Source organism: Marichromatium purpuratum 984, from assembly GCF_000224005.2.
GTDB lineage: Bacteria > Pseudomonadota > Gammaproteobacteria > Chromatiales > Chromatiaceae > Marichromatium > Marichromatium purpuratum.
The window spans coordinates 606,592-626,993 of record NZ_CP007031.1 but is presented as its reverse complement, the minus strand read 5'-3'; the positions used below and the strand labels follow the sequence as shown (position 1 = coordinate 626,993).

16 protein-coding genes are annotated in these 20,402 nt (G+C 69.9%); 10 read left to right on the top strand and 6 right to left on the bottom strand.

The genetic code is table 11. From position 1 onward, the window contains the following. Positions 1-568: 568 nt before the first annotated feature. The 7 genes from MARPU_RS02895 to nifM all read left to right on the top strand — a co-directional run bounded on the left by MARPU_RS02895 (position 569) and on the right by nifM (position 6,338). Entirely contained in the window at positions 569-985 is a 417-nt protein-coding gene (locus MARPU_RS02895; RefSeq protein WP_005222712.1) for a hypothetical protein, read from the top strand. A 200-nt stretch (positions 986-1,185) separates the two neighbouring features. Then, positions 1,186-2,064 (top strand): Fe-S cluster assembly protein NifU, encoded by an 879-nt coding sequence (nifU, locus tag MARPU_RS02890; protein ID WP_005222709.1) that lies wholly within the window; start codon positions 1,186-1,188, stop codon positions 2,062-2,064. A gap of 56 nt (positions 2,065-2,120) precedes the next feature. Then, positions 2,121-3,344, top strand: a complete 1,224-nt coding sequence (gene nifS, locus MARPU_RS02885) for a cysteine desulfurase NifS (protein WP_005222707.1) — start codon at positions 2,121-2,123, stop codon at positions 3,342-3,344. A 194-nt stretch (positions 3,345-3,538) separates the two neighbouring features. Continuing rightward, on the top strand, positions 3,539-4,690 hold the full coding sequence (nifV, locus tag MARPU_RS02880; protein ID WP_005222706.1) for a homocitrate synthase: 1,152 nt from the start codon (positions 3,539-3,541) through the stop codon (positions 4,688-4,690). A gap of 13 nt (positions 4,691-4,703) precedes the next feature. Then, positions 4,704-5,042, top strand: coding sequence for a nitrogenase-stabilizing/protective protein NifW (gene nifW, locus MARPU_RS02875; protein ID WP_005222704.1), 339 nt, complete (start codon positions 4,704-4,706; stop codon positions 5,040-5,042). Then, positions 5,026-5,493, top strand: a complete 468-nt coding sequence (locus MARPU_RS02870) for a nitrogen fixation protein NifZ (protein ID WP_005222702.1) — start codon at positions 5,026-5,028, stop codon at positions 5,491-5,493. Before nifW ends, MARPU_RS02870 begins: the two co-directional genes overlap by 17 nt. After that, a complete protein-coding gene (nifM, locus tag MARPU_RS02865; RefSeq protein ID WP_005222700.1) occupies positions 5,490-6,338 on the top strand; it encodes a nitrogen fixation protein NifM in 849 nt (282 codons plus the stop codon). Before MARPU_RS02870 ends, nifM begins: the two co-directional genes overlap by 4 nt. 12 nt (positions 6,339-6,350) lie before the next feature. Here the strand turns inward: nifM and MARPU_RS02860 are convergent, their stop codons facing one another. Together MARPU_RS02860 and MARPU_RS02855 are read right to left on the bottom strand one after the other, a co-directional pair. Beyond that, entirely contained in the window at positions 6,351-6,797 is a 447-nt protein-coding gene (locus MARPU_RS02860; protein ID WP_005222698.1) for a hypothetical protein, read from the bottom strand. Between the two features lie 370 nt (positions 6,798-7,167). Beyond that, entirely contained in the window at positions 7,168-8,733 is a 1,566-nt protein-coding gene (locus tag MARPU_RS02855) for an alpha/beta hydrolase (RefSeq protein WP_025275081.1), read from the bottom strand. A gap of 634 nt (positions 8,734-9,367) precedes the next feature. Between MARPU_RS02855 and MARPU_RS02845 the strand changes: the two genes are divergently transcribed. Genes MARPU_RS02845 through MARPU_RS16490 form a run of 3 tightly spaced genes read left to right on the top strand, consistent with a single transcriptional unit; the run spans position 9,368 to position 10,621 of the window. Further along, complete coding sequence (locus MARPU_RS02845) at positions 9,368-9,574, top strand: Trm112 family protein (protein ID WP_005222694.1); 207 nt, start codon at positions 9,368-9,370, stop codon at positions 9,572-9,574. Beyond that, positions 9,537-10,106, top strand: a complete 570-nt coding sequence (locus tag MARPU_RS02840) for a Slp family lipoprotein (protein WP_005222692.1) — start codon at positions 9,537-9,539, stop codon at positions 10,104-10,106. Before MARPU_RS02845 ends, MARPU_RS02840 begins: the two co-directional genes overlap by 38 nt. 26 nt (positions 10,107-10,132) lie before the next feature. Continuing rightward, positions 10,133-10,621: a Slp family lipoprotein gene (locus tag MARPU_RS16490; protein WP_051415123.1), complete on the top strand. Its 489-nt coding sequence runs from the start codon at positions 10,133-10,135 to the stop codon at positions 10,619-10,621. On the opposite strand, the gene rapA is transcribed toward MARPU_RS16490, so the two are convergent. The 4 genes from rapA to MARPU_RS02815 all read right to left on the bottom strand — a co-directional run bounded on the left by rapA (position 10,618) and on the right by MARPU_RS02815 (position 20,216). Beyond that, positions 10,618-13,401, bottom strand: a complete 2,784-nt coding sequence (rapA, locus tag MARPU_RS02830) for an RNA polymerase-associated protein RapA (RefSeq protein WP_005222689.1) — start codon at positions 13,399-13,401, stop codon at positions 10,618-10,620. The two genes, MARPU_RS16490 and rapA, sit on opposite strands and share 4 nt — an antisense overlap. Positions 13,402-13,659: 258 nt before the next feature. After that, a complete protein-coding gene (locus tag MARPU_RS02825; protein WP_005222682.1) occupies positions 13,660-15,504 on the bottom strand; it encodes a methyl-accepting chemotaxis protein in 1,845 nt (614 codons plus the stop codon). A 217-nt stretch (positions 15,505-15,721) separates the two neighbouring features. Continuing rightward, positions 15,722-19,204, bottom strand: a complete 3,483-nt coding sequence (locus MARPU_RS02820) for an efflux RND transporter permease subunit (RefSeq protein ID WP_005222680.1) — start codon at positions 19,202-19,204, stop codon at positions 15,722-15,724. A 7-nt stretch (positions 19,205-19,211) separates the two neighbouring features. After that, the gene (locus MARPU_RS02815) at positions 19,212-20,216 is read right to left on the bottom strand and encodes an efflux RND transporter periplasmic adaptor subunit (protein ID WP_025275080.1); all 1,005 of its coding nucleotides are present in this window, start codon (positions 20,214-20,216) and stop codon (positions 19,212-19,214) included. Between the last annotated feature and the right edge of the window lie 186 nt (positions 20,217-20,402).

Sequence of the window (20,402 nt, the reverse complement as noted above, 5' to 3'; positions counted from 1 at the left end):
GCGGCCAGCGGCCAGCGGCCAGCGGCCAGCGGCCAGCGGCCAGCGGCCAGCGGCCAGCGGCCAGAAGATTGAACCGCCAAGCCACAAAGACCGCAAAGGGATTCAAGCGCCCAGCCATCCGTGAGTGTGCGGCCGCGACGACGGCGTGACCTCCCATCAACTGTCGGCACCGGTCAGCGAGCGTTCTCGGCGTCAGCGCTCTAGGACAGGCCGCGACTGATCGCTGGCAGCTGGCGGCTGGCGGCCGGTGGCTGGCGACTGGCGACTGGCGGCTGACGGCTGGTCGCTGGTCGCTGGCGGCTGGTCGCTGGCGGCTGGCGGCTGACGGCTGGCGACTGGCGACTGGCGACTGGCGGCTGACGGCTGGCGGCTGACGGCTGGCGACTGGTGGCTGGTCGCTGGCGACTGGCGGCTGGCGGCTGGCGGCTGGCGGCTGACGGCTGGCGACTGGCGACTGGTGGCTGGTCGCTGGTGGCTGGCGACTGGCGGCTGGCGCCTGCTCGCTGGTCCCGGCACGCCCCGTGCAATACCGCACGGATCACCCCGAGCCATTCAGGAGGGCCGTGCCATGAGCGATCCCCGCCTCATCCTCTATCACCAACACCCGGTCAGTGCCCGGACGCGCTTCCTGCGTCTCGGCCATGGCGGTATCTGCGCCCCCGGGCCGCTACCGCCAGGGAGCCGGATCATCGAGTCGGGGGCGACGCCTCAGGTCGTCGTCCATCCCGGCGCGCTGCTGCGCGCGCTCGAGCGCGAGCTGGCGCTGGCCCAGGGCGCGCTGGCCATCACCCTACGCTTCCCGATCCAGCTCGCCGTCGACGAGACCACCGCGCCGGTCTTCCTCGCCCGCTTCGTCGACCACGATCCACCCATCGCCGAGGTCGGCGCCCAGGGCGCGCGCTTCATCGCGCTGACCCAAGCGAGTGCCCTCCCCCCGGTCGAACTCGACCTGCTGCGGCATGCCTACGAGGCACTGCTCGGTTGAGACGTCGCTGTCGGGTTTGCCACCACCGGGGCGGCGCGCCCTGTCCCGGACCCGACAAGCCGTGAGGGTGATCGCGCCCCGCCCGGCGTCCCGGCTCGCCCGCCACGGTCACACAAGAGTGGCGCGGAGGTTGCTTAAAGACTCTACAAGCCCCGGGCAGCATGCGCCGGCCCCAGCCAAATGACACGGGAGAGCAATCCATGTGGGACTATTCCGAGCAGGTCCAGGACCACTTCTTCAACCCTCGCAACGCCGGCCCGGTCAAGGACGCCAACGGCGTCGGTGAGGTCGGCTCGCTCGCCTGCGGCGACGCCCTGCGGCTCTCGCTCCGGGTCGACCCCGAGCGCGAGATGATCCTCGAGGCCGGTTTCCAGACCTTCGGCTGCGGCTCGGCGATCGCTTCCAGTTCGGCGCTGACCGAGATCATCAAGGGCATGACCCTGGATCAGGCGCTGACGGTCACCAATCAGGACATCGCCGACGTCCTCGGCGGCCTGCCGGCGGAGAAGATGCACTGCTCGGTGATGGGGCGCGAGGCGCTGCAGGCGGCAATCGCCAACTATCGCGGTGAGCGCTGGGCGGACGATGACCACGCCGAGGGCGCGCTGGTGTGCAAGTGCTTCGGGGTCGACGCCGGGATGATCGAGGAGACGGTACGCGCCAACGGGCTCGACTCGGTGACCGCCGTCACCCATTACACCAAGGCCGGCGGCGGCTGCTCGGCCTGCCACGAAGGGATCGAGGAGATCATCGCCCGGGTCAACCCCACCGCCGTGGCGGTCCAGGCACCGCGCGCCCCCGAACCTCCGCAACCCGCCGCGCCTCGCGTCAACACCCTGCAGCGCATCCGCCGCATCGAGCGGCTGATCGACACCCTGCGCCCAGAGCTGCAGCGCGACCACGGCGACCTCGAACTGGTCGACGTCGACGGTCGCACGGTCTATGTCAGCCTCAAGGGCGCCTGCGCCGGCTGTCAGATGGCCTCGCTCACCCTCTCCGGCATCCAGGAGCGGCTCAGCGCCGAGCTCGGCGAACCGCTGCGGGTGATCCCCGCCGCGCCCCAGCAGATCGCCTGCTGACGTCCCACGGCGCGACGCGATCGCCAACCATCCCCATCCGCAGCGAGGAGCCACCGATGAGCGAACAGACCCCCGGCATCTATCTCGACAACAACGCCACCACCATGGTCGCCCCCGAGGTGGTGGAGGCGATGCTGCCCTTCTTCACCGAGCAGTACGGCAACCCCTCCTCGATCCACCGCTACGGCGATCGCGTCGGTCGCGCGCTGCGCACCGCACGCGCCCAGGTCGCCGCCCTGCTCGGCGCGACGCACGACTCCGAGATCATCTTCACCTCCTGCGGCACCGAGTCCGACGCCACCGCCATCCTCTCGGCGTTGCGCGCCCAGCCCGAGCGGCGCGAGATCATCACCACCGAGGTCGAACACCCGGCGGTGCTGAGCCTGTGCGACCAGCTCGCCAAGGAGGGTTATGTGATCCACCGTCTCGGCGTCGACGACCACGGGCGACTCGATCTCGATGCCTATCGCGCACTGCTCACCGAGCGGGTCGCCATCGTCTCGGTGATGTGGGCCAACAACGAGACCGGCACCCTGTTCCCGGTCGAGGAGATGGCCGAGATGGCGCGCGCGGCGGGCGTGATGTTCCACACCGACGCGGTGCAGGCAGTGGGCAAGCTGCCGATCGCGCTCGCCGACAGCGCCATCGACATGCTCTCGCTCTCCGGACACAAGCTCCACGCCCCCAAGGGCGTCGGCGTGCTCTACGTGCGTCGCAACACCCGCTTCCGGCCGCTGCTGCGCGGCGGTCACCAGGAACGCGGACGCCGCGCCGGCACCGAGAACAGCGCCGCCATCGTCGGGCTCGGGCTCGCCTGCGAGCTGGCCGGCGCCGCGCTCGAGCACGAGCGTACCACGGTGCGCGCGCTGCGCGACCGGCTCGAGCGCGGCATCCTCACCGCCGTGCCCCACTGCTTCGTCACCGGCGATCCCGACAACCGTCTGCCCAACACCAGCAACATCGCCTTCGAGTTCATCGAGGGCGAGTCGATCCTGCTGTTGCTCAACCGTCACGGCATCGCCGCCTCCAGCGGCTCGGCCTGCAGCTCGGGCTCGCTCGAGCCCTCGCACGTGATGCGCGCCATGGGCATCCCGCTCACCGCCGCACACGGCACCATCCGTTTCTCGCTCTCGCGCTACAACAGCGCCGCCGAGATCGATCGCGCGGTGGACACCCTCGTCCCGGTGATCGAACAGCTGCGCCGACTCTCGCCCTACTGGGGCGAGGACGGTCCGCTCGGCGACGCACACACGCCCGGCTTCTCGCCGGCCTATGCCTGACCCGACACGCGGCACCGGCGCACCATGCCGGTGCCGCGACGCGTCGGCTCCGCGACACGCCTGCCCTCGCCACCCTGTCGCAAACCCTGCAACGCCCGAGCCTCCTCGCTCGCAAGCCGCTGAATCCACGTCATCGACGACGCTGGCACTGCCTTTGCAAACAAGTCTCGTCAAGTGCTGTACGGAGCCCACAGATGAAGGATTCAGTCCGCCCGATCACCATCAACGACACCACCCTGCGCGACGGCGAGCAGTCGGCTGGGGTCGCCTTCTCGCTCGCCGAGAAGCTCGCCATCGCCCGCGCGCTCGACGCCCTCGGCGTCCCCGAGCTCGAGATCGGTATCCCGGCGATGGGCGCCGACGAGCGTGACGCGATCCAGGCCATCGCCCGACTCGGGCTCGCAGCGCGGCTGATGCTGTGGTGCCGGATGCGCGCGGACGACATCGCCCGCTGCGCGGGGCTCGACGCCGATCTCGTCGACCTCTCGATCCCGCTCTCCGACCAGCAGCTGGCGCGCAAGCTCGGCCGTGATCGCGACTGGGCGCTGCGCCAGATCGCGCGCTGCGTGCCCCAGGCGCGCGCGCTCGGGCTGGAGGTCTGCGTCGGCGCCGAGGACGCCTCGCGCGCCGATCCCGAGTTCCTCGCCCGCGCCGCCGAGGTCGCCCAGGCGGCCGGCGCACGCCGCATCCGCTTCGCCGACACCGTCGGCTTGATGGAGCCCTTCGGCGTCTATTCACGCATCGCCACGCTGCGTGCCGCCTGCGACCTGGAGATCGAGATGCACGCCCACGACGACCTCGGGCTGGCTACCGCCAACACCCTGGCCGCGGCCCGTGCCGGGGCGACCCACCTCAACACCACGGTGCACGGACTCGGCGAGCGCGCCGGAAACGCCGCGCTGGAGGAGGTGGTGATGGGACTCAGACACACCCAGGGGATCGACCCGGGGGTCGACCTGCATGCCTTCGAGCAGGTCTCGACCCTAGTCGCCCAGGCCTCGGGACGCCCGGTGGCCTGGCACAAGAGCCTGGTCGGCGACGGTGCCTTCACCCACGAGGCCGGGATCCATGTCGACGGTCTGCTCAAGGACCCGCTCAACTACCAGGGCATCGACCCGGCCGAACTCGGGCGCCATCACCGCCTGGTGCTCGGCAAGCACTCGGGCCGCCAGGCGGTGCGCCAGGCCTATGCCGAGTTGCTGCACCAGGAGGTCGGACTCGATCAGGCCGAGCGACTGCTGCCGCTGGTGCGCCGCTTCGTCACCGCGACCAAGCGCGCACCGGTCGCCGCCGACCTGCAGCGCTTCCTCTGCGAACTGCCCACTGCAACCGCCCACACCGCCTGAACCGGAGCCGCCGATGAACGACGACAGCGATCTGCACGACCTGGTCAGCGCCGAGGACTTCCTCGAGCACTTCGAGATCGACTACAACCCGGCCGTGGTCCGGGTCAACCGGCTGCACATCCTGCAGCGCTTCCACGACTATCTGGCCGACGCCGAGCCCCTGCCCGAACAGGCCGAGGCTCGTCACCGGCGGCGCGCCGAGCTGCTCACCCGCGCCTATCACGACTTCGTTGCGTCCGACGCGCGCACCGAGCGGGTGTTCCGGGTCTTCCATCTGCACGGACCGCGCAGCGGCGTGCGCGTCGACCTCCAACTCGACCCGGCGGGAGGTAGCCATGCGCCCCAACTTTGAGTTCGGCGATGCGGTGCGAGTGACCCGCAATCTGCGCAATGACGGCACCTTCCCCGAGGGCTCGCGCGGCGATCTGCTGGTGCGGCGCGGTGCCGTCGGCCATGTACGCGATGTCGGCACCTTCCTCCAGGACCAGATCATCTACGCGGTGCACTTCATCGAAGAGGGCCGCGTGGTCGGCTGTCGCGAGGAGGAGCTGCAGGCAGCCGACGCGCCCTGGACCCCGAGCCGCTTCGAGGCGCGCGAGCGGGTCGCCGCCGCCCGCCGACTGGCGCTGCGTGGCGAGGTGCTGGTCGAGCCCGGTGAGGTCGGAGAGGTGCTGCGGGTCGAGCGCGATCACCCGCAGGGGGTGTGCTATCAGGTGTTGTTCGCCGGGCGTAGGCCGCTGCTGGTGCCCGAGTCGGCGCTGGACCAACCCGAAGACCAGCTCGAACCCCAGGAGGCCGGATGAAGGTGTGCATCGACCCCTACCACCTGATCCGCGCCTCGGCCAATCGCTTCCAGTGTCCACCGACCCAGCTCGACGCCGTCCAGCGCGCCGAGGCCGAGCGTCTGGCCGAGCGCAGCCAGCAGCTCGAGGCACTGGTGCTCGCCACCGCCGAGGCGGCGGCCACGCAGATCACCGACCAACAGCTCGACGCGAGCCTTGCCGAGCTGCGCGAGCGCTACGAGGATGAGGTCGCCTTCGAGGCGGCGCTCACCGATGGCGGACTGGATGTCGCCGCGCTACGCCGCGCCCTGGAGCGCGAGCTGCGCTTCGACGCCGTGCTGCGTCGCATCGGCGCCCAGGCCCCGGCACCGAGCGAGGACGAACTGGTGGCCTTCTATCAGCGCCACCGCGAGCGCTTCGTCCAGCCCGAGCGGCGCGAGGCCCGCCACCTGCTCATCACCATCAACCCCGATTACGCGGAGAACCGCCCCGAGACCGCGCGCGCGCGCATCGCGGCGCTGGCCGTGCGGCTCGCCGCCGACCCGGACGCCTTCGGCGCGCTCGCCAGGCGTCACTCGGAATGCCCGACCGCGCTCGAGGAGGGTCGGCTCGGCACCCTGACCGCCGGGCAGCTCTACCCCGCGCTCGACGCCGCGCTGTTCGCGCTCGCGCCGGGTGAGATCAGCGCCGTGGTCGAGAGCCCGCTGGGACTCCATCTGCTGCGCTGCGAGCATGTCCACCCGGCCAGGACCCTGTCGTTCGAGACGGTCCGCGAGCAGCTGCGCGTCCAGCTCCGCGAGCAGGCCGCACGCGCCCGTCAGCGCGACTGGATCAGCGTGCTGCGTGGGCGCATGGCGGTGGCCTGAAGACCGCTCGGCTCAGGCCACTTCCTTGTCGTTGCCCTGGACCTGACGAATCAGCGGATAGAGGTGCTCGGTCTCGCGTTGGATGCGGTCCATCACCAGCGCCATCATCTGCTCGGTGTCCTGGAGGAAGGCGGCGTGATCGCCGATGGTGAGGCTGTGGCGCTGCTGCGAACACCATTGCTTCACATAGGCGGCGAAGATGCGCTTGATCTCGATCGAACCCGAGAGAAAGCGATTGGCGGTGTTCTTCACCTGCTGCTCGGAGTGGGCGATGAGCCGACCGCAGAGTTCGCGATCGACCAGCTCCATGTGCTCGCGGATACGCGTGGTGAGATCGAAGAAGAGATCGCAGGCGACCTCGGTGTCACACATCGAACGCTCTCGCACCAGATACAGGAAGACGTTCGAGAGCTCGATGATCTTGTGGTTCTGGGCATGCAGTTGGGCAAACGCGACCATGGCCATGCTCCTCCGGCTCGATTGGTGGTAAGCGCGATCGTTGTCGTGAACGGACAACCGGCGTGGCCGCGTTTGTGTGGGATCGCGGCTCATCATCCTGTCCGCCGGCGTCCGGTCAGTCTACATCCAGAGCGGCCGGGGTGCGAAGACCGTAACAGCGCCAGCGGATTGAACCGCCAAGACGCCAAGAGCGCAAAGGAGAGAAGAGCCTCCAGCCACCAGTGGCGACCTACCCTCAAACACTGGCGCCAGACACCTACGCGACGGCTGGTGACTGATCGTTTGCAACTTGAGCCTCTTTGCGCTCTTGGCGCCTTCGCGGTTCAACAATTCCCAGCAACCACCCCGCTGGTCGCTGGCGGCTACCCCCTCACCCCACCACCGGGAAGGTCACCGCCACCGCCGAGGCGAAGGCCAGGGCGTTGGCCAGGGCACCGGCGAGCGGGTGGTTGACGCGGCGATAGACCCAGCCGCTCAGCAGCCCGTAGACCAAGAAGAAGACCAGGATCGCTGGGATGATGATCACCAGGAAGAACAGCTCGGCGAGGTTGAGCGCCACGGCCAGCGCCAGCGACAGCAGGAACAGCAGCTTGGTCGCGGCATAGGCGCCGCGCCCGGCGCCCTGTCCCCGGGTCAGCCACTCGTCGGCGCCGAAATAGAGCGCGGTGCCGCAGAGGATCGCCAGCACCAGCGGCAGACGGTGGGCGTCGGGCACCAGGGTGGTGACGAAGCGATCGATCGGCAGGGTCAGCGCCACCCCGAAGTAGAGCATCACCGCGAACGTGGCCAGCGCCAGCCGTGACCAGTCGACCGGCACGGCGCGCGTCTCGCTGTCCGCGTCCCCTCGACGCACCCACCACAACGCGGCCAGGGTGAGCAGCCCGTAGAGTCCGAAGTGCAGCGACAGATAATCACCGAGCAGGATCGGCAGCCAGCCGGTGGGCAGCGGCCACAGCAGCAGCGGGGTCAGAATCGCGGGGGCCACCGCAACCGGCCACGATCGGCGCCAGCCGAGCCCGGCGCCGCGTGGCGTCGCGGCCGCACGCGGCAGCAGCGCCGCCAGCGGCCAGGCGAGCGTCACCAGCCCGAGAAAGAGCAGCGCCAGCGCGCCGCCGCGCCGATCGACGCCGCCCTGGCTGACATGGCCGAAGCTGCGATCGAGCCAGTCGAGCGCCAGACGCTGCCCACCCTCGGCATAGAGCACGCCGATGTGCTCGGCGCCCTCGACCAGCATCAGCCCGCGCCCGTCGCCCGTCTCCGGCGCGCCGTGGATCTCGCCCGGCGCCACCTCGGTGTCGAGCACCGCTGCGAGCCGCTCGAGCCCCTGCGCGTGCAGCATCTCGGGTTCGAGCGCGCCGTAGACCAGCAACAGGTTGCGGATCGAGGCGACCTCGGTCTCGGGCGAGAGATAGGGCGAGAGCAGCACGCTCGCCACCACCGTCTCGGGGTGGGCCGCGGCATGGCGCGCGAGCACGTCACCGGCCATCGAATGACCGAGCAGCGCCACCCGCCCGCTCGGATCGGCGTGTTCGAGGGCGAGCGCCACCGCCGGGGCGAGCCCGGCGCTGAGGGTCGCGAGACGCCGCTGCTGATCCTCGAGCGAGGCGACGAAGGGCGCCGGGTTGCGCCCGTGACCGGCGAAATCGAAGGTGACGGCGACATAGCCGTTACGCGCCAGGGTCAGGGCATAGGGCTGCATCATCCGCTGCGAGCCGGCGAAGCCGTGGGCGATCACCACCGCCGGTGCGCGCTCGACCCCGGCGGGCCGGTACAGGGTCAGCGGCACCCCGTCGATGCGCTGGGTGCTGATCTCGACCCCGGCGCTGGCCGCATGCAGCCGCCACAGTGAACTGAGGATGGCGACCAGGGCGATGACGGCGACGAGCAGGCGCAGCAGACAGCGCCCCCGACAACGGGTGAGCGATGGCATGGACATGGGCGATATCGAGGATTCCGGTGGTTGCAGGGACCGCCCCGACACCCCAGGTCCCGGGACGGGCGTGCTGAACGCCCATTCTAAGATGACGCCGGGCGCGATCTCCACCGCCAGCGGCCAGCGGCCAGCGGCCAGCGGCCAGCGGCCAGCGGCCAGCGGATTGAACCGCCAAGCCGCAAAGAACGCAAAGAGGTGTTGGGGTTGCCAGCGATCAGCCGGCCGGTGGCCGCCGGTCCTCAAGCACGGCCCTCAAGGACGTGCGCGAGGGTTGACGGCACGCCGTGCTGTTGTCGAGGGCGCCTACCCACTGGCGACCGGTGGCTGGCGACTGGCGACTGGCGACTGGCGACTGGCGACTGGCGACTGGCGGCTGGCGACTGGCGGCTGGCGGCTGGCGGCTGGCAGCTGGCGGCTGGCGGCTGGTAGCTGGCGGCTGTTGGCTGGCGGCTGGTAGCTGGCGACTGGCGACTGGTAGCTGGCGGCTGGCGGTCGCCCCCTGCAACCGGATCACGCCCTCGTGACGCTCGTCCCCGTCCGCCCGTCGCGCTCGCCAGCGCAACCATCGGGCGGGTAAACTCAGCCCAACCTGGGGCACCGGCGCGGTCCGCCCCCATCCATTGCTGAGGAGAACAGAATGCTCGACAAGAAACTGCTCGATATCCTGGTATGCCCGGTGACCAAGGGGCCACTCATCTTCGACAAGGCGCGCAACGAACTGATCTCGGTCTCGGCCCAGCTCGCCTATCCGATCCGCGACGACATCCCGGTGATGCTCGAGGACGAGGCACGCAGGCTCTCCGCCGATGAACTCGACACCTACCGCGAAGCCAAGGCGGGCTGAACCGGCTCACCGGCTCGGCGCCATCCTCGCGCTCGGCCTGCCGCTATGGCTCGCCGGCTGCGCCAGCGGTGTGCCCGAGGCCATCCGCCACGCCACCGGGGTGGCCACCACCCCGGCCGCGGCACAGCAGGCCCCGATGGCCCATCTCGGCGAGCGGGTCCGCTGGGGCGGCACCATCCTCGCGGTGCACAACCACGCGGAGCACACGACCATCGAGCTGCTCGCCCGAGCACTCGACAGCAGCGGCGAACCCGATCCCGAGGCCCCCGGAGAGGGACGCTTCCTCGCCGAGTTCCCGGGCTTCGTCGACCCTGCAGGCTATCCCGAGGAGCGCACCCTGACCGTCGTCGGTATCCTGCTACCGCCCCGTACCCGCGCGGTCGGCGACTATCCCTATCGCTACCCGGTGGTCGCGGTCGAGCACTCGCACCTGTGGCCGGAGCCGGTCCCGGCGCCGCGCTATCCCGCCGGGGTCTATGCGCCCTACCCTTGGTACGGCCCCTGGCGAGGCCCTTGGTACGGTCCGTGGTGATGCGCCTCGGGAGATATGCAGGGCTCTTGCTCGGGAGCTTGCTGCTACAGGGTTGCGCCGGGACGCCCGAGCACTGTCATCACCCCGTCGGCGACACCGCGCTCGCCCCACAGACGGCACGCGCCAGCGATCAGGGCACGGTGGTGAGCTGGGGCGGCGTGTTGCTCAGCACCCGCAACCTCGCCACCACCACCGAGCTGATGGTCGAGGCCCACCCGCTCGACGATTGCGGTCGTCCACGCACCAGCCTCCCCGCGCGCGGGCACTTCCTGATCCGTCGACCAGGGTTCCTCGATCCGGCCGAATATCGTCCGGGGCGCGCACTCACCGCCACCGGACGGGTCACCCTGGTCACGGACGACCCGCCACGACTCGATCAGGCATCGCTACAGCTCTGGCCGACAGCCGACGCACAGCGCCCCGCCAGCCGGCCGGTGACCCGTCCCTGGATCAGTATCGGCATCGGCAGTGGCGGCTTCCACGGGGTCGGCGGCGGCATCGGTATCGGCTTCTAGGCGATCACCACCACCCGCACCGCGTCGAGTCGCAGGTGGGTCTTGCCGAGATAGCGCTCGAGCTGCGCGCGCCGCGCCGCCAGCCCCTCGAGCTCATCGGCACGCACATTGGGGTTGACCTCGGCGAGCGCGGCAAGCCGCGCCAGCTCGCCATCGAGACCCTCGCGCATCCGCGCCCGCGCGGCCACCTCGAGACGCTCGCGCGCCTGCTGGGCCAGCGTCTCGGCGCGCAGCAGCATCGCCGCCAGTCTCGGGGTCTGCGACTTGATCACCGAGCGCGCGAGCTTGATGTTGCGGGTGAGGCACTCGCCGGCAAGGGTGTCGTGGGCGAGCGTATCGGCCAGATCATTGCCCTCGGGGTCGATCAGCAGGCGCAAGGGGGTCGGCGGCAGGAAGCGCCCAACATCGAACTCGCGCGGCGCCACGCACTCGGCGACATAGAGCACCTCGAGCAGCATAGTGGTGCGCTCGAAGCGCGAGTCGCGCATCAGCGTCACCGCCGAGGTGCCGAGATCGGAGTCGCACAGCAGTTCCATCGCCTCACGCACCATCGGGTGCTCCCAGGTGAGGAACTCGCGATCCTCGTGGGCGAGCGCGTCGGTGCGATCGAAGGTGGCGGTCAGCCCCTCGGCGTCGAGCCTGGGAAAGTGCTCCTGGAGCATCTTCTGCCCCGGGCGCACGATCACCGAGCCACCGCTGCCGGGCTCGTACTCGACCCCGAAGGCATCCCAGAAACGGCCGATGTAGTCGGCCACCTCACGACCGCCATCCTCGGACTCGATCGCCTCGACCAGCGCGGCGGAGCGCTCGGGACGGTGCGAGTGCAGCTCAAGCAGGCGGTCGCGACCGCCGGCCAGATCCTGCTCCAGCGCCGCGCCGTGCGCGCGCGCCGCGTCGATCAATGCCGGCAGGTCCTCGGGATCGCGCAGGACCTGGAGCAGCTGATCGGAGAGCGACTCGAACACCGTGGTAGCCGCCGGTCGCGGCTGCTCGAAGGCGCCCAGCCCCTCAGCATACCAGCGATACAGGGTCTCGCCCGGACCGCCGACGAGATAGGGGACGTGGATGCGAATGGTCTCGGTCTGACCGATACGGTCGAGCCGACCGATGCGCTGCTCGAGCAGATCGGGCTCGAGCGGCAGGTCGAACAGCACCAGATGGTGGACGAACTGAAAGTTGCGCCCCTCGCTGCCGATCTCCGAACACATCAGCAGCTGGGTGCCGTCCTCGTCGGCAGCGGCGAAATAGGCCGCGGCGCGATCGCGCTCGACGATCGACATGCCCTCGTGGAACACCGCGGCATGGATCCCGGCGCGCCGCTGCAGGGCCTCGCGCAGGGTCAGCACGGTCGCGGCATCGGCGCAGATCAGCAACACCTTGGCCGGGCGCAGCGCGCGCAGGGTCTCGATCAGCCAGTCCACTCTGGGGTCGTGTGTCTCCCAGTCGGGCCCGAAGCCACGCTCCGGGTTGAGCCGCGCGCCGGTGCCCAGGATCGCGGCGAAGGCCGGGGGTTCGGGCAGGGGGTGCGGGATCAGCTCGCGCGCGGGGAAGCCGTCGATCGCCGCGCGGGTATTGCGAAACAGCACCCGCCCGGTGCCGTGACGGTCGACCAGGCGCTCGATCAGCTCGGTGCGCTCGACCCCTTCGATGTCACCGACCAGCCCGGCGAGCAGCGCCGCCTGGTCCGGCTCGAGCGGGGCCTCGTCGAGCAACCGCGCGGCCAGCTCGGCGACCGGCGCGTACTCGGCCTCCTCAGCCTGGAAGCTGGCATAGTCGTGGAAGCGCGCCGGGTCGAGCAGGCGCAGCCGGGCGAAGTGCCCGGCTCGCCCGAGCTGCTCGGGGGTGGCGGTGAGCAGCAGCACCGCGGGGGTGATCTCGGCGAGCGCGGCGATCAGGTCGTACTCGAGGCTCGCCTCTTCCTCGTCCCAGGTCAGGTGATGGGCCTCGTCGACCACCAGCAGGTCCCACTGCCCGTCGAGCACCGCGCGCGCGGCATCGGGCTCGCCGGCGATCATATCGAGGCTGCAGAGCACCTGCTGTTCGGCATGGAAAGGATTGTCCTCCTCGATGGCGTCGAAGCGCTCGCGGTCGAACAGCGCGAAGCGCAGATTGAAGCGTCGACGCATCTCCACCAGCCACTGGTTGAGCAGTGGCTCCGGGGTCACCACCAGCACCCGGCGCGCCCGCCCGGTGAGCAGCATGCGGTGCAGGATCAGGCCCGCCTCGATGGTCTTGCCCAGCCCCACCTCGTCGGCGAGCAGCACCCGCGGGGCCTCGCGCTCGGCGACCTCGGCGGCGATATGGAGCTGGTGCGGCACCGGCGCGACCCGCGCGCCGAGTAGCCCGAACGCCTCGGAGTCGGCCTCGCGCTGTCCGCGCAGCCAGGTCTGATAGCGCAGACTGAACCAGCGGTCGCTGTCGATGCGCCCGGCAAGCAGGCGCTGCTGCGGACGGTTGAAGCGCTGGCGGTCGTCGAGTTCGAGTTCGGGCAGCTCGCAACGCGCCCCCTCACAGTCCTCGCAGACATAGTTGATGACCCCGCCTTGGGTGCGAATATCGACCACCACCAACTCGCGCCCAGCACGGTCGCGGATCCGTTCACCGGGGGCGAGTTCGACCCGGACCAGGGGCGCGCTCTGGCGCGCATAGAGTCGCGTCTCGCCCACCGCGGGAAAGGCGATCTGCACGCAACGCGCGTCAACGGTGGAGACGATGCCCAGACCCAGTTCACCCTGGGTCTCGCTCAGCCAGCGCTGGCCGGGTACGAAATCATCCATCATGCTCGATTCAAAGTCGTCGGAGAAAAGCGCGCTATGCTACACCGACGCACCCGGCAACCCCAGGGGCGGAAACACGCTCAGCCAGCAGCTTCCAGCGATCACCAGTGGCTGGTGACTGGTGACTGGTGGCTGGTGACTGGTCGCTGGTCGCTGGTCGCTGGTCGCTGGTCGCTGGTGGCTGGTGGCTGGTGGCTGGTCGCTGGCGGCTGGTGGCTGGCAGCTGGTCGCTGCCAGCTGCCCGCTGCCCGCTGCCGCCCCTCACGTCTCGAAGCGCGCGATGTTGCGCGCCAGGGCCTCGGCCTGGGTGGCGACCTGCTCGGCGGTACGGGCATCGTCCTCGGCGCGCGCGGCGGTCTCCTCGGTGAGGTCGCGAATAGTCACCAGATTGGCATCGAGCGCGCGACCGACCTGACTCTGTTGCTCCACGGCGGCGGCGATCTGGGTGGTCATGTCGAGCATCCGCGCCACCTCCACGGCGATGCGTTCGAGCAGCTCGCCGGCCTCGCGGGCCTTGGCGACGCTCCCTCGCCCCTGCTCCAGACTGGCATCCATCTCGCCCATCATCGCGCGCGCCTCGGCACGCACTCGCTCGAGGGTCTCGCCGATCTCGCGGGTCGAGCCCTGGGTGCGGTCGGCGAGCGCGCGCACCTCGTCGGCGACCACCGCGAAACCGCGCCCGGCCTCGCCGGCGCGCGCCGCCTCGATCGCGGCGTTGAGCGCGAGCAGATTGGTCTGCTCGGCGATGGCGCCAATCACCGCCAGCACCGAGTCGACCTGCTCGGCATGCTCGACCAGGGTCGCGCCGATCCGCGCCGACTCGGCGAGCCGCTCGGTGAGCGCCTCGATCCGCGCCACCGTCTCACCGACGGCCTGCTGCCCGGCCTGGGCATTGCCGCTGGCCTCGCGCGCCTGCTCTGCGGTGAGATCGGTATTGCGCGCGATCTCCTCGATGGTCGCAGCCATCTCGGTGACCGCACTGGCCACCTGCTCGGTCTCGGCGCGCTGGGTACGCAGCCCGGCGATGGTGTTCGCCGAACTCTCGCTGAGCGTCGCGGTCGCCCCGCGCAGCGCAGCGCTCGCCTCCCCGCCCTGCTGAAGCAACTCGCGCAGCAGCTGGATCATGGCGTCGAAATAGCGCCCCATCTGCGCCAGTTCGTCACGCCCGGCGAGGGCGATGGTCTGGGTGAGGTCGCGCCGCTCGGCGATCCGGCGCATCACCCGGGTGCTGTGCCCGAGACCACGGTCGAGCTGACGGGCCAGCCCCAACACCAGCGCCACCACCAGCACGGAGATCACCGTCATCAGTCCGAGCAGGGCCAGCGCGGTGCGCTGGCGTGCGCCTTCGAGCAACGCGTCGACCTCGCCGATCACCATGCTGAGCTGGGCCTGGCTCTCGGCGAGTCGCGTCTCGAAGGTGCCACGCAACCCGCTGTCGGGCGCGAGCCCGATCCGCTCGCGACCCTCGACCAGGGCGAGGAAGTCATGCCGATAACGCTCCAGCGCGGCACGGGTCATCGTCTCCGTCCCCCCCAGGTCGGCGAGCAGTCGGGCATGGTTGTCCTCGAAGCGGACGACATAGTCGCGCGCGTCGCGCAGCATGAAGTCCTTCTCGTTGCGTCTGAGCTGGAGGATGTCGACCAGCAGATCGTCACGCCCCAGCGCCTCGACCGCCGCCTCGGCCTGATGGACGGCCTCGCGCAGACTGCCGTAGAGCCCCGAGCGCGGATCCAGCCCGACCTCGCGGTAGGTCGCCACCAAGCGCTCGAAGGCATCGGTGGCCTGATCGAGCGCGACGGCAAAGGGGTTCAGGACATCCTTTCCGAGCCCCTGTCGAGCAAGCCGCGCGCGCAGCGCGGCGCGCGACCGCGCGAGCGATTGGGTATGCGTCTGGCAGCGACTGATGGAGGCCGGATCGAGTTGGTCGATGAAGAGACGGGCCTCGCGCTCGAGCCCGGTCAGTTCGAGCGCGAGTTCGAGCATCTGTTCCTTCGAGTCATCGAGCGAGACGGCCCGCTGCCAGGCCCACCAAGTGGCACCCAGCACCGTCGTCAGTGCCAGCAGGATGAGCATGGCCAGGGCAATGAGCTTGAGACGAATGCGCATACTACGGCTCCTCACCAGGAGATCGTGCATCATCGCGCTCGGTGGCAGGGGGAGCGCGCCCAGCCCGCTTGCCCGGTCGGGTCACCGAGGACGCATACGCCGCTCGAGACCCTTCGATCGCACCGTCGCGCACCCCTTCGGCGTCAACGGCGCGCACCCGCTTCAATCGGGTCACACACCCAGGAGTATAAGCCATCCGCGCATGGACGATGGCCGCTCAGGGCGCAGTCCCGGTCTCGAAGCCACGCAGCACGCGTTCGAGTTCGAGCAGATGACGGGCGTGAGGATCGACCCGACGGGCATGCGCGAGATAGCGCCGGGCGCGCTCGACATAACCGGCATCGCCTCCCAGGCGGTGGAGATAGAGCAGCAGCGCCTGTACCAGCGCCGAAGCGAACAGGGTCGACTCCGGGGCCTGGTCGGCGAGCCACTGCAGCTCACGGATCGCCGGTTCCAGCTCGCCGGCATCGACCGCAGCGACCGCGGCGCGATAGCGCTCGCGCCACTCCAGATCGGGGATGCGCGCGGCCGGGACGCGCGCGCGCCGGCTCCCGCCACCGAGCCGCTCCGACCAGCGCCCCCAGGGGCCGGGCTCACCCTCGACGAGCAATGGCAGCAGCGCCAGACGCTGCAGCGGCGAGGGCGGCGGACGGGTGAAGACCAGATAGAGCGCGGGGATGAAGAACAGCGTCAGCAGGGTCGAGAAGCCGAGCCCCCAGACGATGGCGGTGGCCACCGGCCCCCACATCAGCGATTCACCGGCCAGCCCGGTGGCCAGCGACACCAATCCGGCGATGGTGGTCAGCGAGGTGATGATGATCGGCACCACCCGACGACGCGCGGCAGCGACGGCGGCGCGCGTCACCCCCAGCCCACCGGCGAGATAGCGGTTGGCGGTGCTGATCAGCACGATACAGTCGTTGGCCGCGATCCCGGCCAGCGCCACCACACCGTAGAGGGTATAGAGACTGAGCGGGTTGGCGCTGACGAACAGCCCCACCACCACGCCGATGAAGGCCATCGGCACGGTGGCGAGCACCAGCAGCGGTTGGCGATAACTGACGAACTGGGCACCGAGGATGAGATAGATCAGCCCGAGGCCGACGACGAACAGCACCAGGATGGCGTTGAGACTCTCCTCGATGTCGTCGTTCTGCCCGGTGAGGTCGATGTCGACGCCGGGGTAGCGGTCACGGGTCTCGACCCAGAAGGCGCGGATGGCGAGGTTGGCGCTGACGGTATCGGTCAGCGTACTGTCGATGTCGGCCTCGACGGTGATCGCGCGGCGGAAGTCGTAGTGACGGATGTTGCTGGTGGTGCGCTGGGTCTCGACCCGCAGCAGCTTGCCGAGGGCGATCTCGCTGCCATCGGGCAGCCCCACCGGATGATCGAGGAAGGAGCGGGTGTCGAGCAGCGCGCGCGGCGCGCCGCGCACCCGCACCTCGAGCCGCTCGCCCTGGTGCTGCATGCTCGCCACCACCTCGCCGTCGGCATAGAGGCGCACCATCCGCACCACCTCCGCCGGACTCAGCCCGGCGCGCACGATGGCGTCGGGATCGAGCCGCACCTCCAGCTCCATGCGCCCGCGGGTATCGTCGTCGCTGATATCGACCACTCCCGGGGTGGCGGCGAGGAAGCGCTTGATCTCGGCGCTGGCCGCGCGCAACTCGGCGACGTCGTCGCCACGCACCTTGACGTTGATCGCCTTGAGCGTCGGCGGCCCGATCTTGCGCCGCAGGAAAGAGACCTCCAGCGGTCCCGGCACCGCCTCGACCGCCGCGCGCACCGCGCCGATCAATGCCTCGACCCCGCGCCGCCCGGGCGCAGCCGGCTCGAGGCTGACGAACACCTGCCCCTTCTCCTCGCCGAACACCGGCTCGGTCTCGGTGAAGCGCTGCCCGGCATAGCTGATCAACGCCCGTGCCTCGCCCTCGCGCAGCTCGGCGCGCACCCGCTGCTCGATCGTCTCGAGGGTGGCGAGGGTCTTCTCGACCTTGGTGCCGGGCGGCATCTCGACGTTGATGTAGAACAACCGATAGAGATCGGTGGCGAAATAGTCGACCCGCACCAGACCGCCGCCGACCATCGCCACCGCACCACCGAGCAGCACCACGCCGAGCGGGGCGATCCACCAGCGTAGCCCGAGAAAACGCACCAGCGCCCGCGCGAAGCGCCGCCGCAACCAGTCGGTGGCGCGCAGTCGGGCGCGCTGTACCTTGCCGGGATGACCGGGATCGACACGCGCCTCGAGCATGTGGCTCGGCAGCATCCAATAGGCCTCGACCAGACTGATCAACAGCGCCAGGGTGACCACCGCAGGGACGAACTTCATGTAGTCGCCGAGCACCCCGGGTATCAGCATCAGCGGCAGGAAGGCGGCGATGGTGGTGAGCACCGCCGAGCCCACCGGCACCGCCACCTCCTGCAACCCGGCGAGGGCGGCAGCCACCCCCTCGTAGCCCTCACGCAGCTTGTAGTAGATCGCCTCGACCACCACCACCGCGTCGTCGACCAGCATCCCCAGACTGATCACCACCGCCAGCAGGGTGGTCGAGTTGAGTGTCTGACCGAACAGCGCGAGCAGGATGAACACCCCGCCGAGCACGAAAGGGATGCCGATGCTGGTGAGCACCGCCACCCGCAGGCCGAGGAACAGCCATACCATCACCAGCACCAGCGCCAGCCCGACCAGGGCGTTGCGCTCCATCACCCGCACCGCGTGCTGGGTGGCCAGGGTCTGGTCCTCGAGCAGCACCAGCTCCAGGCCCAGGGTGGCGAACCCGGTGTTGACCCCCTCCATGTAGTCGCGGATGCGCGCGAGCAGCTCGATGTTGTTGATCTGGTCGGCCTTGAACACCGACAGCAGCACCCCCGGACGACCGCCGTAGCGTACCAGTTGGTCGGGCTCGTCGTGACCGCGCACGATCTCGGCCACCGAGCGCAGCGGCAGCTCGCCGAGCGCGGTGACGATCGGCAGGTCCTCGAGATAGCGCGGATCGTCACTGGTGCCGACCACGCGCACGAACCACTGCTGATCGCCCAGCGAGATACTGCCGGCGGCGAGGTCGCGGAAATAGGCGGTAACGGTGTCGGCGAGATCGACCGGTGAGACGCCGAGCCCGACCAGCTGCTCGGGGGAGAAATCGACCTGCAGTTCGGGGTCGGTCTGACCGATGGTCTCGACCCGATCGACCCCGGACATCCGCTGCAGGTCCTTGCGTACCTGCACCGCCGAGCGGCGCAGCTGCTCGTCGGCGGCGCGCCCCACCAGCGCCAGGGTGGCGGTGGGAAAGGCGTTGGCGCTGCTGACCTCGACGATCTCGGGCTGGCGCGCCTCGGCCGGCAGCTCGCGCAGCTGGCTCTGGATCTCGCGTCTGAGGTCGTCCATGCGCTTGTCGAAGGCATCGGGGCCGATATCCTCGAAGCGCACCAGGATGAAGGCGATCCCCTGACGGCTGTTGCTGCTGACGAACTTGGTGTCGTCGACCCGCTCGATGCCCTCCTCCAGCGGTTCGGTCACCCGGGTCTCGATGTCCTCGGCCGAGGCGCCGGGCCAGATCACCCGCACCGTCACCCAGTTGAAGTTGACGCTCGGATCCTGCTCGCGCGGCAGCTGCAGATAGGCGATGGCGCCGAGCACCACCACCAGCAGAAAGGTCAGGTTGGTGAGGACGTGATTGCGGATCAGCTGCGCGAACATGGTCGTCTCAGTCCACCGTCACCGCCTGACCGTCCTCGACCCGGAAGCGCCCGTCGACGATCAGCCGGGTGGTCGGTGCCAGGCCGGTGGCCGCCGGGTGGCCCGCACGCGCCTCGGGCAGCGGCTGGAAGCGTGCGTGGCCGTCGGCAAGCACGAACACCCCGAGACCACCGTCGCGCTGCACCAGCAGATCGGCGGGGATGCGCCCGCCGCCGACCCGCCAGCGCAACCGCCCAGCAGCACCCGGTGGTGCCGGCTCGGCGGTGAATCTCAGCCGGACCTCATAGGTGCGCAGCCGCCGCTCGAGCAGCGGCAGCACGGTGCGCAACCGCACCGGATGATCGCGCAGCCGGCCGGTGAAGCGCACCTCGGCGGCGGCCTCCAGACCGTCGAGGTCCTGTTCCTGGACCTTGGCGCTGACCTCGACGTTCTCGTCGTCGAGCAGGCGCAGGATCTGGGTGCCGGGCACCGCATAGTCGCCGACGCTGGCGATACGCTCGATCACCACCGCATTGAGTGGCGCGGCGATGGTGCACTTAGAAGCGGTGTATCCGGCGGCGTCGAGCGCAGCCTGGAGCCGGTCGAGTTCGGCCTTGCGGGTACGGGCGTCAGCCTCGCGCTTGTCGAGTTCTTCCTGGGAGATGCTGCGCCGCTCCGAGAGCCGACGCGCGTTGTCGAGCTGCAGCTCGCTGAACTCCAGGGTGGCGCGTCCGGCATCGAGCGCGGCGCGAGCGCGGGCGACCTCGATGCGGTGCGGGGTGCAGTCGACCCGGGCAAGGACCTGACCGCGCTCGACCCGATCGCCGACGGCCACATCGATCGCGGCGATCACCCCGTTGATCTCGGCGCCGAGCCGGGTGTCGTTGAGTGCCACCGCCTCGGCCGGCGCCTCGCGCACCGGATGCACCAGCACCGCCTCCAGCTCGACCGTGGTCACCGGCAGGGGCGACTCGGCGCCGACCAGTTCCGGCAGCAGCAACAGTACCCCAGTGATGAACATCCGCAGCATCATTCAGCATCCCTGTCCCGCCCCTGCCGTGACGACCGACGACCGTCTCAGCAAGGGGCTCGTGCCCTTATCACGGAATCGACCGACACCGACGTGACGATCCCCTCAAAGCATAGACCGGATCCGGGACAGGGTCGGGAGGGGCGTGTAGCATTGATTGCGTGCCGGACGCGGATGCACACGGCCCGA

What these genes read in the sequence shown, in the direction of transcription:
- MARPU_RS02895 (WP_005222712.1), top strand. Translation starts at nt 569, where the DNA reads ATGAGCGATCCCCGCCTCATCCTCTATCACCAACACCCGGTCAGTGCC.
- nifU (WP_005222709.1), top strand. Translation starts at nt 1,186, where the DNA reads ATGTGGGACTATTCCGAGCAGGTCCAGGACCACTTCTTCAACCCTCGC.
- nifS (WP_005222707.1), top strand. Translation starts at nt 2,121, where the DNA reads ATGAGCGAACAGACCCCCGGCATCTATCTCGACAACAACGCCACCACC.
- nifV (WP_005222706.1), top strand. Translation starts at nt 3,539, where the DNA reads ATGAAGGATTCAGTCCGCCCGATCACCATCAACGACACCACCCTGCGC.
- nifW (WP_005222704.1), top strand. Translation starts at nt 4,704, where the DNA reads ATGAACGACGACAGCGATCTGCACGACCTGGTCAGCGCCGAGGACTTC.
- MARPU_RS02870 (WP_005222702.1), top strand. Translation starts at nt 5,026, where the DNA reads ATGCGCCCCAACTTTGAGTTCGGCGATGCGGTGCGAGTGACCCGCAAT.
- nifM (WP_005222700.1), top strand. Translation starts at nt 5,490, where the DNA reads ATGAAGGTGTGCATCGACCCCTACCACCTGATCCGCGCCTCGGCCAAT.
- MARPU_RS02860 (WP_005222698.1), bottom strand. Translation starts at nt 6,797, where the DNA reads ATGGTCGCGTTTGCCCAACTGCATGCCCAGAACCACAAGATCATCGAG.
- MARPU_RS02855 (WP_025275081.1), bottom strand. Translation starts at nt 8,733, where the DNA reads ATGTCCATGCCATCGCTCACCCGTTGTCGGGGGCGCTGTCTGCTGCGC.
- MARPU_RS02845 (WP_005222694.1), top strand. Translation starts at nt 9,368, where the DNA reads ATGCTCGACAAGAAACTGCTCGATATCCTGGTATGCCCGGTGACCAAG.
- MARPU_RS02840 (WP_005222692.1), top strand. Translation starts at nt 9,537, where the DNA reads ATGAACTCGACACCTACCGCGAAGCCAAGGCGGGCTGAACCGGCTCAC.
- rapA (WP_005222689.1), bottom strand. Translation starts at nt 13,401, where the DNA reads ATGATGGATGATTTCGTACCCGGCCAGCGCTGGCTGAGCGAGACCCAG.
- MARPU_RS02825 (WP_005222682.1), bottom strand. Translation starts at nt 15,504, where the DNA reads ATGCGCATTCGTCTCAAGCTCATTGCCCTGGCCATGCTCATCCTGCTG.
- MARPU_RS02820 (WP_005222680.1), bottom strand. Translation starts at nt 19,204, where the DNA reads ATGTTCGCGCAGCTGATCCGCAATCACGTCCTCACCAACCTGACCTTT.
- MARPU_RS02815 (WP_025275080.1), bottom strand. Translation starts at nt 20,216, where the DNA reads ATGATGCTGCGGATGTTCATCACTGGGGTACTGTTGCTGCTGCCGGAA.